This window comes from Pantoea sp. NGS-ED-1003, from assembly GCF_000738765.1.
GTDB classification, from domain to species: Bacteria; Pseudomonadota; Gammaproteobacteria; order Enterobacterales; family Enterobacteriaceae; genus Pantoea; species Pantoea septica.
Genome location: NZ_JPQA01000001.1, coordinates 107,853 through 124,169, shown reverse-complemented (window position 1 = coordinate 124,169; position 16,317 = coordinate 107,853). Strand labels below are relative to the sequence as shown.

General features: G+C 54.2%; 13 protein-coding genes. 4 read left to right on the top strand and 9 right to left on the bottom strand.

Annotated features, from left to right (window positions below; genetic code table 11):
• Positions 1–5 precede the first annotated feature (5 nt).
• The 3 genes from oppA to JS46_RS00585 form a co-directional block, all read right to left on the bottom strand.
• Entirely contained in the window at positions 6–1,643 is a 1,638-nt protein-coding gene (gene oppA, locus JS46_RS00595) for an oligopeptide ABC transporter substrate-binding protein OppA (RefSeq protein ID WP_033746734.1), read from the bottom strand.
• A 150-nt stretch (positions 1,644–1,793) separates the two neighbouring features.
• Positions 1,794–3,410: an ABC transporter substrate-binding protein gene (locus JS46_RS00590; RefSeq protein WP_033746732.1), complete on the bottom strand. Its 1,617-nt coding sequence runs from the start codon at positions 3,408–3,410 to the stop codon at positions 1,794–1,796.
• A 568-nt stretch (positions 3,411–3,978) separates the two neighbouring features.
• Positions 3,979–4,626, bottom strand: a complete 648-nt coding sequence (locus JS46_RS00585; RefSeq protein WP_033747940.1) for a YchE family NAAT transporter — start codon at positions 4,624–4,626, stop codon at positions 3,979–3,981.
• 429 nt (positions 4,627–5,055) lie between these two features.
• On the opposite strand from JS46_RS00585, the gene adhE reads away from it, so the two are divergent.
• Positions 5,056–7,743: a bifunctional acetaldehyde-CoA/alcohol dehydrogenase gene (gene adhE, locus JS46_RS00580; RefSeq protein ID WP_033746729.1), complete on the top strand. Its 2,688-nt coding sequence runs from the start codon at positions 5,056–5,058 to the stop codon at positions 7,741–7,743.
• A 62-nt stretch (positions 7,744–7,805) separates the two neighbouring features.
• Here the strand turns inward: adhE and tdk are convergent, their stop codons facing one another.
• Complete coding sequence (tdk, locus tag JS46_RS00575; RefSeq protein ID WP_033746726.1) at positions 7,806–8,423, bottom strand: thymidine kinase; 618 nt, start codon at positions 8,421–8,423, stop codon at positions 7,806–7,808.
• 428 nt (positions 8,424–8,851) lie between these two features.
• Between tdk and hns the strand changes: the two genes are divergently transcribed.
• Positions 8,852–9,259 carry a histone-like nucleoid-structuring protein H-NS gene (hns, locus tag JS46_RS00565; RefSeq protein ID WP_033746720.1) on the top strand — a complete coding sequence of 136 codons (408 nt, stop codon included), beginning with the start codon at positions 8,852–8,854 and terminating at the stop codon, positions 9,257–9,259.
• Between the two features lie 86 nt (positions 9,260–9,345).
• Here hns and JS46_RS00560 read toward each other — a convergent pair whose 3' ends face one another.
• The 5 genes from JS46_RS00560 to rssA all read right to left on the bottom strand — a co-directional run bounded on the left by JS46_RS00560 (position 9,346) and on the right by rssA (position 14,854).
• Positions 9,346–10,353 carry an NAD-dependent epimerase gene (locus tag JS46_RS00560; RefSeq protein WP_033746716.1) on the bottom strand — a complete coding sequence of 336 codons (1,008 nt, stop codon included), beginning with the start codon at positions 10,351–10,353 and terminating at the stop codon, positions 9,346–9,348.
• 14 nt (positions 10,354–10,367) lie between these two features.
• Positions 10,368–11,708: a UDP-glucose/GDP-mannose dehydrogenase family protein gene (locus JS46_RS00555; protein ID WP_033746713.1), complete on the bottom strand. Its 1,341-nt coding sequence runs from the start codon at positions 11,706–11,708 to the stop codon at positions 10,368–10,370.
• 22 nt (positions 11,709–11,730) lie between these two features.
• Positions 11,731–12,639 (bottom strand): UTP--glucose-1-phosphate uridylyltransferase GalU, encoded by a 909-nt coding sequence (gene galU / locus JS46_RS00550; RefSeq protein WP_033746712.1) that lies wholly within the window; start codon positions 12,637–12,639, stop codon positions 11,731–11,733.
• Between the two features lie 193 nt (positions 12,640–12,832).
• Entirely contained in the window at positions 12,833–13,849 is a 1,017-nt protein-coding gene (rssB, locus tag JS46_RS00545) for a two-component system response regulator RssB (protein WP_033746709.1), read from the bottom strand.
• 99 nt (positions 13,850–13,948) lie between these two features.
• Positions 13,949–14,854 carry a patatin-like phospholipase RssA gene (gene rssA / locus JS46_RS00540; protein WP_033746707.1) on the bottom strand — a complete coding sequence of 302 codons (906 nt, stop codon included), beginning with the start codon at positions 14,852–14,854 and terminating at the stop codon, positions 13,949–13,951.
• Positions 14,855–14,947: 93 nt separating this feature from the next.
• On the opposite strand from rssA, the gene JS46_RS00535 reads away from it, so the two are divergent.
• Positions 14,948–15,403, top strand: a complete 456-nt coding sequence (locus tag JS46_RS00535) for a YchJ family protein (RefSeq protein ID WP_033746705.1) — start codon at positions 14,948–14,950, stop codon at positions 15,401–15,403.
• Positions 15,404–15,457: 54 nt separating this feature from the next.
• On the top strand, positions 15,458–16,306 hold the full coding sequence (gene purU, locus JS46_RS00530; RefSeq protein ID WP_033746703.1) for a formyltetrahydrofolate deformylase: 849 nt from the start codon (positions 15,458–15,460) through the stop codon (positions 16,304–16,306).
• Positions 16,307–16,317: the final 11 nt, after the last annotated feature.

Below are 16,317 nucleotides of genomic sequence, written 5' to 3'. Positions count from 1 at the left end.
TGCTATTAGTGTTTGATAATATAAAAGTTTTTGTCGAGCGTTTTATCCAGTGGATCTTTACCGGTGTAGCCGCCGACGTAAGGTTTCACCAGACGTGCGTTCACGTAGTAGTAAACCGGCACGATGGTGCTGTCCTTATCCATAATCTGCTCTGCTTTGGCATAATCCGCCGCGCGCGCCTTGTCGTCTGCCGCCTTGATCGCATCGTGGATGACTTTATCGAATTCCGCGCTCTTATAGTGCGAGGTATTGTTGCTGCTGTCGGAGAGCATGGTGTTCAGGAACGACGTCGGTTCGTTATAATCCGCGCACCAGGCGGCGCGCGCCACGTCAAAGTTGCCCTGATGACGCGTGTCCAGGAAAGTTTTCCACTCCTGGTTCTCCAGCTTGATGTTGACGCCGATATTTTTCTTCCAGATCGACGAGGCGGCGATCGCCAGCTTCTTATGCAGATCTGACGTGTTGTAAAGCAGGTTGAAGGTCAGAGGTTTGTCAGCGGTGTAGCCCGCTTCAGCCAGCAGCTTTTTCGCCTCTTCGTTACGCTTGTCTTGTGACCATTTGAACCAGTCCGGCGGCAGAATATCCATGCCGTCGGTAGCCGGCGGAGTATAGCTGTAGGCCGGTAGCTGACCCTGCGCCAGCACTTTGTTTACGATAATGTCGCGATCCAGACCCAGCTTAAGCGCGGCGCGCACGCGCGGATCGGTAAACGGCGCTTTCTGGTTGTTGATCTCATAGTAGTAGGTGCAGAGATAGGGATCGACATGCAGCTCTTTCGGATTTTCGCGCTGCAGCTTTTTAAACAGCTCGATCGGCATGTTGTTATAGGTCATGTCGCTGCCGTTTTCCGAGAAGTAGCGGTTAACGTCGCTAACTTCGGAGTTGATCGGCAGGAAAGTAACTTTGTTCAGCACGGTATGCTCGTTGTCCCAGTACTGAGGGTTACGCACCAGGGTGATGCGTTCATTGATCACATGCGCTTCCAGCTTAAACGCGCCGTTGCCGACCCAGTTTTGCGCCTGTGTCCACTGATCGCCAAATTTTTCAATTGCCGGCTTGTAAACCGGGGACATCACGGCGTTGATCAGCAGTTTATAAAAATAGGGAACCGGTTCGCTCAGCGTGACCTGCAGCGTATGGTCGTCCAGCGCTTTTACGCCCAGATCGGAGGTCGGTTTTTTGCCGGCGATAATGTCGTCAACGTTCTCGATGTGGCCATACTGCAGATAGCTGGCGTAGGGCGACGCGGTTTTCGGATCGGCCAGACGCTGCCAGCTGTAGACGAAGTCCTGCGCGGTCACCGGCTCGCCGTTTGACCATTTGGCATTTTTGCGTAAGTGGAAAGTCCACACTTTGAAATCTTTGTTTTCGTAGCTTTCCGCGACGCCCGGCACCGGGTGGCCATTGCTGTCGCTGACCAGCAGACCTTCATAGAGGTCGCGCGCCACGTTGTCTTCCGGCACGCCTTCAATTTTGTGCGGGTCCAGCGACTGCACTTCATCGCCGTTGCCACGCACCAGCTCCTGTTTCGCCGCCAGTTCAGTCCCTGCCGGAACGTTTGCCGCCACTGCATTCCCTGCCAGTGCGCCCATTGCTGCCAGAACGCCTGCAGCAATCAGACTTTTTTTCGTGATGTGGTTCATTATTACACTCCAGTTTTTTATCTTCACCGACACGGCAAGCCGTCCCGGCGTCCCCCGTTAGCGGGTTCCTCATTTTGGCTGAGGATAGTTGTTTGCCCCGAAAGGCTTCAGCACCGCGCGGGCTTCCCGGCTTATGTTGCCGGGTCAGCCTCAGTGCTTTTTAATGAAGTAATATTTCAAATCGGTCATATCGAGCGGATCTTTGCCGGTAAAACCGCCTGTCCAGGGTTTTACCAGCCGCACGCTGACGCGGTAATAAACTGGCACAATCGCCGAGTCGTTGTCGAGCTGTGCTTCAGCCTGCTGGTAGAGCGCGGCGCGCGCCGCCTCGCTGCTGGCGGATAAGGTTTGCGCCATCAGACGGTCATACTTTTCGCTGTGGTAAAACGCCGTATTGATAGAGGCGTTGCCGATCAGCATATTCAGGAAAGTGGAGGGCTCGTTGTAGTCGGCACACCAGGTGGCACGCACTACGTCATACTGCGCCTGATGGCGCGTCTCCAGCAGGGTTTTCCACTCCTGATTCTGCAGACTGACCTGCGCGCCGAGGTTCTTTTGCCACATCGAGGCGGCGGCGATCGCCTGCTTTTTGTTTTGATCGGAGGTGTTGTAGAGCAGCGTAAAGCGCAGCGGATGCTGGGCGTTATAGCCCGCCTCGGCCAGCAGTTTTTTAGCGGCCGCGTTGCGTTCCGCCTGGCTCCAGGTGAACCAGGCCGGCGGCGTCAACTTCACGCCCGCCGTCGCAGGCGGCGTCAGGCTATAAGCCGGGATCTGGCCCTGCCCCATGATTTTCTGCGTGATGATATCGCGATCCAGCGTCAGCTTGATGGCGGTACGGACGCGCACGTCGTCAAACGGCGGTTTTTTATTGTTGATCTCGTAGTAGAAAGTGCAGAGCAGCGGGCTGACTTTCACCTGATCGCCCAGTTCGCCCTGCAGCTTACGGAACAGCTCGGGCGGCACCACGCTGTTGGTCATATCGGTGTTGCCGCTGCGATAGCGGTTGACGTCGTTATGGTCCGACTCGATCGGCAGAAAGGTGCCCTGCTCGATTACCGTATGGGCGTTATCCCAGTAGCCGGGATTGCGCTTCAGCACCAGCTTCTCGTTGATCACCCACTCGCTTAGCAGATAGGCGCCGTTGCCTACATAGTGCTCGGGGCGAGTCCAGGCATCGCCCCACTTCTCTACCGTCGCCGCGTGGACCGGCGACAGCGCGGCGTTCGCCAGCATCGAGATAAAATAGGGCACGGGTTCGCTCAGGGTGACCTGCAAATGACGGTCGTCCAGCGCCCTGACGCCGAGGCTGTCAGGCGCGGCTTTACCGGCCATGATCTCGTCGATATTGCTGAGATGCGCCGCCTGCAGATAGCTGGCATAGGGCGAAGCGGTTTTAGGATCGGCGAGACGTCGCCAGCTGTAAACGAAATCGTGCGCGGTAACCGGCGCGCCGTTGCTCCATTTCGCGTTGTCGCGCAGGGTAAAGGTCCAGACCTTTCCGCCCTCGTTTTGCCACGACTGCGCCACGCCCGGCACGATAGCGCCGGTATTGTCGGTGGTCACCAGCCCTTCCAGCAGGTTGGAGATAATGCGCGATTCCGGCACGCCCTCGATCTTTTGCGGATCGAGCGAAGAGACCTCAGTACCGTTATTAATCACGATATTTTGCGTGGCGGCGAGTTCGGTGCCTGGGGGAACAGTAGCGGCGTGCGCGGCGCCGGAGAGTATCATTAAGCTGAGTGACAGCGGCGTAATCTTCCATTTCATCAAAAAAGTTAACCCTTCTTCATAAGCCCTTTAGCTCATAAGCAAGAAGCGTTCTCACTTTGAGACCAAATGAAAAACTATTGCGCCGAAAATTAGCAGAACGCCGCCTCTGCCGACAAAGTAAAAATAACAAAAATGTTACCTGATTCTCTTTTATCACGTCTTCATGCAGGAGGATAGCGTTAATTTTTGCGCGGAAATAATAGTTATCACCCTGTTTATACAGCAGTTTACCTGTTTTTCCGCGTTAACTCGCGCTTTCTCCGTATTGGCTGCGGAAGAATGCGCAACCCTTCTGCCTTTTTGTTCATTGTGAAAACAAAAAGCAGATAATTGCAGCTTTCATGCCAGTTTATGATGCCATTTCAGCGAGTGCTGACATTTTATGATGTGAAAATAGTCACAGCGGGATGAGATCGCGTCTGGCGCGACAGGCAGGTAAGTAATTTGCTTAATAATTTTTGCAGCGGATTAAGCCGCAGGAATAATTGCATTATAACGGTGCAATAAAATGTGCAATTGCACCATTAAGAGACATATCGGCGTTTGCGCTGGAAATTAAGCCGCCTTAATTCACCAGCCCAGGAAATAACGCTTTGATGCCGGTTACCACGAATTCAATGCCGAGCGCCATCAGCAGCAGGCCCATAATACGCGTAATCACGTTAATGCCGGTCTGGCCGAGCACGCGCACCATCAGCGGCGCGGCGCGGAACAGCAGCCAGCAGCAAAAGGCGAAGAGCGCAATTGCCACGCTAAAGCCCAGCAGGTTTTGCCAGCTGTGGTAGCGCGTGCTCCAGACTATGGTCGAGCTGATAGCGCCAGGTCCGGCCATCAGCGGCAGCGCCAGCGGCACCACGCCGATACTCTCACGAATGGCGGTTTCCGATTTCTCCTGCTTGTTCTGTTTATCTTCGCCCAGCTTGCCGCTGATCATCGACATGGCGATGGTAACCACCAGAATGCCGCCCGCGATGCGGAAGGAGTCGATGGAGATGCCGAAAATATGCAGGATGGCGTCGCCGAGAAACAGCGAGGTCCAGAGGATAATGGCGACCGCCAGGTTTGCGGTCATATTGGTTTTATTACGCTCAGCCGCCGCCTGATAACTGGTCATGCTGATAAAGACGGGAATAATGCCGACTGGATTCACCAGCGCGAACAGGCCAACAAAGAATTTGATATAGCCCGAAAGATCAAGCAACGCAGGGTTCACGGTTCGCTCCGATGAGGGAAAAGAAATCGCGCTTAATTTACGCAAAAACTGCCGCGTTAACCAGTCAACTAAACAGAAAATTCTGCTGCTTCAGGGCAAAACAGCGAGCCTGTAGCGCCAGCGCGGCGCGCAGAACAGGAGTAAAACCGGTCAACGCGCGCCGCCTGCCAGTCATTGGCAAAAATGGCTGCTGAAAGGTGTCAGCTTGGGTTTAAATTGATCTGAATCAATATTCATCTACCCCATTCCAGGTAATCTTTTCCCATCGAAAGTGATTAGCAAAGTGGTTTGACCCGTGCGAAAACTCTTTCAGTAAGCCAACGAAAATTCTGGCTTTTTGGCTTAGGCCAAAATATTAGCGCAGCATGGCTATAATCAGGACTCCAGGCAGGTTTACTAACAGAGTTTAACTTCCTTCAGGAGAGCACCATGGCCGTTACTAATGTCGCTGAACTTAACGCACTGGTAGAACGCGTAAAACAAGCACAGCGTGAATACGCCAACTTCACTCAAGAACAGGTTGACGCCATCTTCCGCGCTGCCGCCCTCGCCGCCGCTGACGCCCGCATCCCTCTCGCCAAAATGGCGGTCGCCGAATCCGGCATGGGCATCGTCGAAGATAAAGTTATTAAAAACCACTTTGCCTCAGAATATATCTATAACGCTTATAAAGACGAAAAGACCTGCGGCGTGCTGGATACCGACGATACGTTCGGCACCATCACCATCGCTGAGCCTATCGGCCTGATTTGCGGTATCGTTCCCACCACCAACCCGACCTCAACGGCGATTTTTAAGGCGCTGATCAGCCTGAAAACGCGTAACGGCATTATCTTCTCGCCGCATCCGCGCGCCAAAGAAGCCACCAATAAAGCGGCGGATATTGTGCTGCAGGCCGCCATCGCCGCCGGCGCGCCAAAAGATATTATCGGCTGGATCGACGCGCCGTCTGTCGAACTCTCTAACCAGCTGATGCACCATCCTGACATCAACCTTATTCTGGCGACCGGCGGTCCCGGCATGGTGAAAGCCGCTTACAGCTCCGGTAAACCGGCGATCGGCGTCGGCGCGGGCAATACGCCGGTGGTGATTGACGAAACGGCCGATATCAAACGTGCCGTCGCCTCTATTCTGATGTCCAAAACCTTCGATAACGGCGTGATTTGCGCCTCCGAGCAGTCGGTTATCGTGGTTGACGCCGTTTATGACGCGGTGCGCGAGCGCTTCGCCAGCCACGGCGGCTATCTGCTGCAGGGCGAGGAGCTGAAAGCGGTTCAGAACGTCATCTTGAAAAACGGCGCGCTTAACGCCGCCATCGTCGGTCAGCCGGCGTACAAAATCGCCGAAATGGCCGGCATCAGCGTGCCGAGCAGCACCAAGATTTTGATTGGCGAAGTGAAACTGGTAGACGAATCAGAACCCTTTGCCCATGAAAAACTCTCGCCGACGCTGGCGATGTACCGTGCCAGCGATTTCGAAGACGCCGTGGCGAAAGCGGAAAAACTGGTGGCGATGGGCGGTATCGGCCATACCTCTTGCCTCTATACCGACCAGGACAACCAGAAAGCGCGCGTGAACTTCTTCGGCGACCGCATGAAAACCGCGCGTATTCTGATCAACACTCCGGCTTCTCAGGGCGGTATCGGCGACCTCTACAACTTCAAGCTGGCGCCTTCGCTGACGCTGGGCTGCGGCTCCTGGGGCGGTAACTCCATTTCCGAAAACGTGGGACCGAAACACCTTATCAACAAGAAAACCGTGGCTAAGCGAGCAGAAAACATGTTGTGGCATAAACTTCCGAAATCCATCTACTTCCGCCGCGGCTCGCTGCCGATTGCGCTGGAAGAGGTGGCCGCCGACGGTGCGAAACGCGCCTTTATCGTCACCGACCGCTTCCTGTTCAACAACGGCTACGCCGATCAGGTGACGCGCGTGCTGAAATCGCACGGCATTGAAACCGAAGTCTTCTTTGAGGTTGAGGCTGACCCGACGCTGAGCATCGTGCGTAAAGGTGCCGAGCAGATGAACAGCTTTAAACCTGACGTGATTATCGCGCTGGGCGGCGGCTCCCCGATGGATGCGGCGAAAATCATGTGGGTGATGTACGAACATCCGGAAACCCACTTCGAAGAGCTGGCGCTGCGCTTTATGGATATCCGCAAACGTATCTATAAATTCCCGAAAATGGGCGTAAAAGCGCGCATGATCGCCATCACCACCACCTCAGGCACCGGTTCGGAAGTGACGCCGTTTGCCGTCGTGACGGATGACGCTACCGGTCAGAAATATCCGCTGGCGGACTACGCCCTGACCCCGGATATGGCGATTGTCGACGCCAATCTGGTGATGGACATGCCGCGTTCGCTCTGCGCCTTCGGCGGTCTGGATGCGGTAACGCACGCGCTGGAAGCCTATGTCTCTGTGCTGGCTAACGAATACTCTGACGGCCAGGCGCTGCAGGCGCTGAAACTGCTGAAAGAGAATCTGCCAGCCAGCTATCAGGAAGGGGCGAAAAACCCGGTGGCGCGTGAACGCGTGCACAACGCCGCCACTATCGCCGGTATCGCTTTCGCGAACGCCTTCCTTGGCGTCTGTCACTCTATGGCGCACAAGCTGGGTTCCGAGTTCCATATCCCGCACGGTCTGGCCAACGCCCTGCTGATTGGCAACGTTATCCGCTATAACGCTAACGATAACCCGACTAAGCAGACAGCGTTCAGCCAGTACGACCGTCCGCAGGCGCGCCGCCGCTACGCGGAAATCGCAGACCATTTAGGTCTGGCGGCGCCTGGCGACCGCACCGCGCAGAAAATCGAGAAGCTGCTGGCGTGGCTGGATGAGATGAAAACTCAGCTGGGTATTCCCACCTCTATCCGTGAAGCCGGCGTGCAGGAAGCGGACTTCCTGGCGAAAGTCGACAAGCTGGCCGAAGATGCCTTCGACGACCAGTGTACCGGCGCTAACCCGCGCTATCCGCTGATCGCCGAGCTGAAACAGATTATGATGGATACCTTCTACGGCCGCGAATACGTCGAGCCCTTCGCCGATGTGGCGCAGGCACAGGCCGCACAGCCGTTGAAAATGGAGAAAGCCGAGAAGAAAGCGAAAAAAGCCTGATAACCGGCCTGTAAGAAAAAACCCGCTTCGGCGGGTTTTTTTATGGCTGTCGGGAGTCGGCGTCAGCCAGGTTTTTGCTGGCCGTAGATGGCGGCCAGCGACCCCTGTTCTATCGCCTGCTTGTAATGCTTGCGGCATACCGAGATATAACGCTCGTTGCCGCCGATCACCACCTGCTCGCCCTCGCTGTACGGGCGGCCTTCGGCGTCGAGCCGCAATACCATACCTGCCTTGCGACCGCAGTGACAGACGGTTTTCAATTCCACCAGCTTGTCGGCCCAGGCAAGCAAATACTGGCTACCGCCAAAGAGTTCGCCGCGAAAGTCGGTGCGCAGTCCGTAGCAGAGCACCGGGATATCCATATTGTCCACGACGTCGGAGAGCGCCTTAACCTGATCGCGCGTCAAAAACTGGCATTCGTCTACCAGTACGCAGTGCACTGGCTGGCGCGCATGTTCCGCCGCGATCTCCTCATCCAGCTGCGTTTGCGCGTTAAACAGCGCTGCCGGCGAAGAAAGACCAATACGCGAGCTGACCTTGCCCGCACCGAAACGATCGTCAATTTCAGCGGTATAGACCAGAGTTCTCATACCGCGTTCCTGATAATTGTAAGACGACTGTAATAGCGCGGTGGATTTCCCTGCATTCATTGCGGAATAATAAAAATAGAGCTGAGCCATTAGCGTGGTTTCTCAAAGCATTGCAAACAGAATGGGCGGAATTCTATCACAGATAAAGGCAAATTATGGCGGTGATTATTTCGTACAGGCTGTTTACAACTTCGCCAGCAAGAGAAAAAACGCGCTTCGTCTTTGCCTTTTTTTTTAATCATTTGTACCTGAACTTTATTGTAAAGCGGCACCTTGCCTCGCTGGTTCTGGCCTTACGTCACTCTGAAAACGCTGCTCACTTTAACGTTTCAGATTTTTCATAACGTGCCGACGCGCGAATATCAACCGCCTTATCGTTTCATTTGATTAAACCTCAGCGGAAAAATTAATTATCATTCTTTACCGTTCCACTTATTTTACTATTGCAGTAATTTTTTGCCGCCACTATTATTAGCTGGCAGAACACCTCTTCATTAATATATTCAGAGATCAGGACAATGAGCGAAGCACTAAAAATCCTTAATAATATCCGTACATTACGCGCGCAGGCTCGAGAGTGTTCACTGGAAACGCTGGAAGAAATGCTGGAAAAACTCGAAGTCGTGGTTAATGAGCGCCGCGAAGAAGAGACGCATGCTAAAGCGGAAAGTGAAGAACGCACGCGCAAACTTGAGCAATACAGAGAAATGCTGCTGGCGGATGGAATCGATCCCAATGAGCTGTTAAGCACAATTGCTGAAACTAAAGCGCCAGGTAAAACTAAACGCGCTGCGCGTCCGGCTAAATATCAGTATGTCGATGAAAACGGCGAAACCCGCACCTGGACCGGTCAGGGTCGTACGCCTGCGGTAATCAAAAAAGCGATCGAAGAAGAAGGTAAACAGCTGGACAGCTTTCTGCTGTAATAACTGATAGTGCTTCAATCATTTGGGTCACCCGGTTAGGTGACCCCGGATTAATCAGGGAAAGGAAGCGCAGGCTTCCTTTTTTATCAGACGTTATAAAACTCACGATACCAGCTGACAAAGCGCGCTACGCCCTCTTCTACGCTGGTCTGCGGCTTAAAGCCAATTGCCTGATATAGCGCCTCGGTATCTGCGCTGGTTTCCAGCACATCGCCAGGCTGCATCGGCAGCAGATTTTTCTTTGCCGTTACGCCCAACGCTTTTTCAATTGCCTCGATATATTTAATCAGGCTGGTCGGCTGACTGTTTCCGATGTTATATACGCGATACGGCGCAGAACTGGTGGCAGGCGAGCCCGTTTCCACCGTCCAGCTTTCATCGCGCTGCGGAATAACATCCTGCAGGCGCACAATGGCTTCGGCAATATCGTCGATATAGGTAAAGTCGCGCTTCATTTCGCCGCGGTTATAGACGTCGATCGCGTCGCCGGCGATCATGGCGCGGGTAAATTTAAACAGCGCCATATCCGGACGACCCCATGGACCATATACGGTAAAAAAACGCAGGCCGGTGGTCGGCAGGTTATAAAGATGCGAATAGGTATGCGACATTAGCTCATTGGCTTTTTTCGTCGCTGCGTAAAGCGAAACCGGATGATCGACGCTGTCGTCCGTCGAAAATGGCATTTTACGATTCAGCCCATAAACAGAACTGGAGGATGCGTAGAGCAGATGCTCGATTTTATGATGACGGCATCCTTCAAGAATATTTAAATGTCCAATCAGGTTGGCGTCGGCATAGGCGTGAGGGTTATCGATAGAATAGCGTACGCCCGCCTGCGCGCCCAGATGAATGACGCGTTGAAACGCATGTTGTTCGAATAACGAGGCCATGGCAGCGCGATCCGCCAGCTCCATTTTAATAAACCTGAAGCTGGGGTGCTGTGCGATTAAATCAAGACGAGATTGTTTCAGGCCGACATCATAATAGTCATTAAGATTATCGATGCCGACAATCTGGTGACCGGCGGCCAGCAAGCGTTGAGTGACGTGAAATCCAATAAAGCCTGCGGCGCCGGTGACCAGAATGTTCATACTTCCCTCGTTAATTACGCAATTTGAATAGACGCTCCGCGGCCGATTGCATAATAAACAAAACCGCGTTTGCTGATACGCTCTGGATCATACAGGTTGCGACCATCAAAAATCACGGGTTCTTTAAGGGAATTTTTAATTACGTCAAAGTCCGGCGCACGGAAGTTCTGCCACTCGGTGCAGATGACCAGGCCATCCGCGCCCTGCAGCGCCGCTTCTTTGGTGCCCATCAGCTTCAGATCGCTGCGGTGACCATAGATGCGCTGCGCTTCGTCCATCGCTTCCGGATCGAACGCCTGAACGCTTGCGCCTGCTTCCCACAGCGATTCCATCAGCACGCGGCTGGAGGCTTCACGCATATCGTCGGTGTTAGGCTTGAACGACAGACCCCAGACAGCAAAGGTTTTACCGCTCAGATCTTCGCCGAAGTGGCGTTTGATAAAAGCGGGCAGCTTGGTTTTCTGGCTGTCGTTAACATCTTCCACCGCCTGCAGCAGACGCGGCTTATAGCCGATCGACTCAGCGGTACGGATCAGCGCCTGCACGTCTTTCGGGAAGCAGGAACCGCCGTAGCCGCAGCCTGGGTAGATGAAGTGGTAGCCGATACGTGAGTCAGAACCGATGCCCTGACGCACTTTCTCGACGTCCGCACCCAGACGTTCGGCCAGGTTGGAGATCTCGTTCATGAAGCTGATTTTGGTCGCCAGCATGCAGTTCGCCGCATACTTGGTCAGCTCCGCGCTGCGGATATCCATAACGATCATTCGGTCGTGATTGCGGTTGAACGGCTCATAGAGTTCGCGCAACAGCTCTTCGACTTCCTCATTATCCGTACCTACCACGATGCGCTCAGGACGCATGCAGTCGTTGACGGCTGCGCCTTCCTTGAGAAACTCCGGGTTGGATACCACGTCAAACGTCAGGCTGACGCCGCGATCGCGCAGGGTCTCTTCCATCACGCGACGTACTTTATCCGCTGTTCCAACGGGAACGGTGGATTTATCAAGCACAACCTTGTGATCCTTCATGTGCTGCGCAATGGTACGAGCAACGGCGGTCACATATTTAAGGTCAGCCGAACCGTCCTCATCTGGCGGCGTGCCCACGGCGATAAACTGCATTACGCCGTGATTGACGCCCTCTTCCGCATCTGTGCTGAACTTAAGGCGACCCGCCTCATAGTTCGACATAACCAGCGGCGTAAGGCCGGGTTCAAAAATGGGGATGATGCCTTTTTTCAGGTTTTCGACTTTTTTCGCGTCGACATCAATGCAGAGAACGTCATGTCCGACTTCGGCCAACACCGCAGCCTGAACCAGACCGACATAGCCGATACCAAATACAGTGACTTTCATTGAGTTATCCTGTGTTTATGAATTACTTTTTATTGCCAACTGCGCTATCGAGCCACTGAGAAAAATCTTTGCCCAGCACTGGATGGCGAACACCGTACTCAACGAATGCCTGCATATAACCGAGTTTGTTACCGCAGTCATGGCTTACGCCTTTCAGGTGGTAAGCTTCAACTGTCTCTTTCTCCATCAGCATGGCGATAGAGTCGGTCAGCTGTACTTCGCCGCCTGCGCCCGGAGGGGTTTTCGCCAGCAGAGGCCAGATGTCCGCAGAGAGAACGTAACGGCCAACGACCGCGAGGTTAGACGGCGCTTCGGTGGCTTTCGGCTTCTCAACCACGCCAACCATCGGCGCGCTGTCGCCCGGCTGCAGCTCTGCGCCCTGGCAGTCAACTACGCCGTAAGCGGTGACGTCCGCGACCGGCTCAACCATAATCTGGCTGCGGCCTGACTCGTCGAAACGGCTCAGCATTTCCGCCAGGTTATCTTTGGTCGGGTTAGATTCGTACTCGTCGATAATCACGTCCGGCAGGATTACCGCAACCGGCTCGTCGCCAATCAGCGGATGCGCACACATAACGGCGTGGCCCAGGCCTTTCGCGATGCCCTGACGCACCTGCATGATGGTCACGTGCGGCGGACAGATGGACTGGATTTCGTCCAGCAGCTGACGCTTAACGCGTTTTTCCAGCATCGCTTCCAGCTCAAAACTGGTATCGAAGTGGTTTTCAATGGAGTTTTTAGAAGAGTGCGTAACCAGCACAATTTCGTTAATTCCTGCTGCGATGCACTCGTTAACGACATACTGAATTAACGGCTTATCGACCAGCGGTAACATCTCTTTCGGAATCGCTTTTGTCGCAGGGAGCATACGGGTGCCCAAACCTGCTACAGGGATTACCGCTTTTTTTACTTTGGACTTATAGGCAGACATCAAGATACCTCTCTTATAGGCCGTTCAAGTTAATACTTGATATGTCGGTTGAAATTCGGGAATGAGTATATCAGTTACCATCGAACGGATTTATCCTGGAAGGAGTCAATCCGCAGAATTTAAGACTATTACCCAAGTGTAAAGCTAACCTCTGGACCTGTCTTCAGACCCCGGCGAAATTAAATTTTTTCGCCTATTCATCAGCCGATAACATCAGGCGGATCCTGCCTCCAGCGCCCCAGACGTGGCATTGCCAGCTGTCAGCGCGCTGGCTGATTTGGTTAAGATGGGTGCTTCCCATAGTGCCAAGGGGAACGCCGTTACTGAGTTGAATTTGGTGGGCGTGAACATGAAGCGTGGCGTTTAATCCAGCAGAAACCAGAATCAGGTTTTGAAAGGTGCGGTGGTAATAGCCGACCAGCAGCGGAAACTGCCCGCTCAGATTGGCCTGACGCAACAGCAGATTCACCTGGCGCAGCAAACCGTTTAACTCCGGCAGCCGCTGTTTTTGGCCGGAAAGCTGCTCCTGCAGCAGACCGTTGAACAACGCGCGCAGCAGCAGCGCGGCCAGCACGCCGTTATCGCCGGCGCGCGTGACGTCAAGACAGTAAAACGCGAGATCGTTGTCGGAGAGCGCCGCGATATCCAGCACGAGTCCCGGCTGTTCGGCCATGGTGAGCTGTCGGTAGTTGACGCGGCAATTGGCCACCGTCTGCTGTACCGGCGGCTGAAGCTGTTTAAGCAGCTTCGCGGCGGCGGCCGGATCGCGCACCAGCGCGTCCCAGTCCTGAAACAGCTGCTCGTCCTCTTCCACCTTAGAGGTGAACATTGAAGGATAGAGACATTCATAGACCGCTTCGCGGAAGCGCTCGAAATTTTTCAGCGGCTTAAGCAGCACATCCTGCACGCCGAGGCGCAGAACATGGGCGATATCCGCCATATTTTCCGTCGCCGAGATAATCAGAATCGGCACGCTGTTGCCGCGCGTGCGGATATGCTCGACAAACTGAATGCCGTTCATACGCGGCATTTCCAGATCGCAGATTACCAGATCTACATCGTGCTGCTGCAGATAGCCAATGCCATCAATACCGTCGCCGGCTTCAAACGTACTGGCGCCGAGCGCCAGCAAGAAGTTGTTTACCAGAGAACGGAAAACGACCTCATCTTCGACAATGAGTATCTTTTTGCCGATTAGTGGTTTCTCCATTCTTTCCCCCTGCGAACCAGATCAATCAATAGTGGTTCATAAAACGCAGTTGCGCCTTTCAGAATTAGCCGAAGTAACACCTGTGAATGAACAACCTGATTATCTGTTTCGCACCAGCGGTAATAGTTCATCCATTTTTTTCTCAACGGCGGCCCTGCCTGCCTCGATGGCCTCTTCTGCGCGATGAAAGTCCAGCGTCGAAATCTGCGGACAAAACGGCTGAATCAGCACATCGGGAGGATCGCCTGCCATACGGTTACGCTTCAGGCGATTTTCCAGCACCTGGATGGATGTTGACATAATCTCCATCGCACCCGGCGTTTGTGTGGTGCGGCGATGGGTCAATCCCACCAGCCGCTGACGTATTTTTTTAGCCCAACTCAGGGCCGCGGCCGAAACCGCTTCGTCGCTGTTCTGCGGCGTAACAGACAGGAGATCCTGCTGCATCAGATGCGCGTCATGCTGAAGATCGACAGCGATAACGATATCCGCACCAAGGGCGCGCGTAAGCGAAACGGGTACGGGATTCACCACCGCGCCGTCTACCAGCCAGTAACCATTGTAGCCGACCGGCGGCAATAAGCCTGGCATACTACAGGATGCGCGCACAGCCTGATGCAGATCGCCCTCAGTCAGCCATAATTCCCGGCCGGTGCTGAGGTTGGTCGCTACCACGCCGAACGGCTTGCCGCAGATCTCAAGGCGATGTTGAGTAATCAGCTGACGCACATGGTTGAAGACGCGCTCGCCGCGCAGCAAGCCGCCGCGCTGCCAGGAGAGATCCATCAGACGAATAACATCCCAGTAGCGAAAGGCGCTGACCCACTTCTCCATCTGCGGCAGGCGGTCGTTGACATAAGCCGCGCCGACCAGCGCGCCGACGGAACAGCCTGCTACCACGTCGATTTCGACGCCCGCTCGCGTCAGAGCGTTGATGACACCGATATGCGCCCATCCTTTGGCTGCGCCTGAACCTAACGCCAGTCCGATTTTAACCTTTCTCATTTACCCTCTGTCGCCAGCGACTGTGCATAGCTTCACTGCGCCAGGTCGGCTACCATATGGCGTCATCTTAATTTATCGCTCACAGGAGTTATTGTGTCCGAACCCTGTCCTTGCTGCAGCGGGAAGCAGTATAGCTTATGTTGCGCGCCCTTTCTGACGGGCGAACGGCTGCCTGAATCGGCTGAACAGTTAATGCGCTCGCGCTATACCGCCTACGCCAGGCAAAACAGCGACTGGCTGGTCGCCAGCTGGCATCCCGACAAGCGTCTGCCCGATATGGCGCAGCGATTATCCGAAAGTTTCGCCGGTACCGAGTGGCTAAGCCTGAATGTAACCTGTTGTAATCATGGAAGCCATGATAATGAAGCTTTCGTCACTTTTTTTGCGCGTTACCGCGAAAATTCGCAGATAAGCGCAATCCACGAGCGTTCTCGCTTTCTTCGCGAGGATCATCGCTGGTACTATGTCGATGGAACGGCGCCCGCCGTAGGGCGCAACGATCGCTGTCCTTGTGGCTCCGATAAAAAATACAAGAAATGTTGCGGCTGAACAGCATACGGCCCAACGGTTTTACCCAATCGCTTTGACAGGACTCTGATCGAGATGCAAGCGCAAACTATGCAACGAAAAGTTTTACGTACCATTTGCCCTGACGCGAAAGGTCTGATCGCTAAAATCACCAATATTTGCTACAAGCACGAGCTGAATATCGTGCAAAACAATGAATTCGTTGATCATCGCACCGGCCGCTTTTTTATGCGCACTGAACTTGAGGGCATTTTCAACGATAATACGCTGCTGGCGGATTTAGACAGCGCGCTGCCGACCGGATCGACGCGCGAGCTGAACAGCGCTGGCCGCCGTCGCGTGGTGGTGCTGGTCACTAAAGAGGCGCACTGCCTGGGCGATCTGCTGATGAAGAGCGCGTTCGGCGGACTGGATATGGAGATTGCCGCGGTTATCGGCAACCATGACACGCTGCGTTCGCTGGTTGAGCGTTTCGATATTCCTTTCGTGCTGGTCAGTCATGAAGGGCTGTCGCGGGAAGAGCACGACAACCTGATGGCGAACGAGATCGACCGCTACCAGCCCGATTACGTGGTGCTGGCGAAATATATGCGCGTGCTGACGCCCGCCTTTGTGCAGCGCTATCCGAACCAGATCATCAATATCCACCACTCGTTCCTGCCGGCATTTATCGGCGCACGTCCTTATCATCAGGCCTACGAGCGCGGCGTGAAGATCATCGGCGCAACGGCGCACTACGTGAACGATAATCTGGACGAAGGTCCAATCATCATGCAGGACGTGATTAACGTCGATCACAGCTATACGGCCGAAGAGATGATGCGTGCCGGGCGCGACGTGGAGAAGAACGTGTTAAGCCGCGCGCTCTATAAAGTGTTGGGGCAGCGCGTATTTGTTTACGGCAACCGCACGATTATTCTTTAAGCGCATCGGGC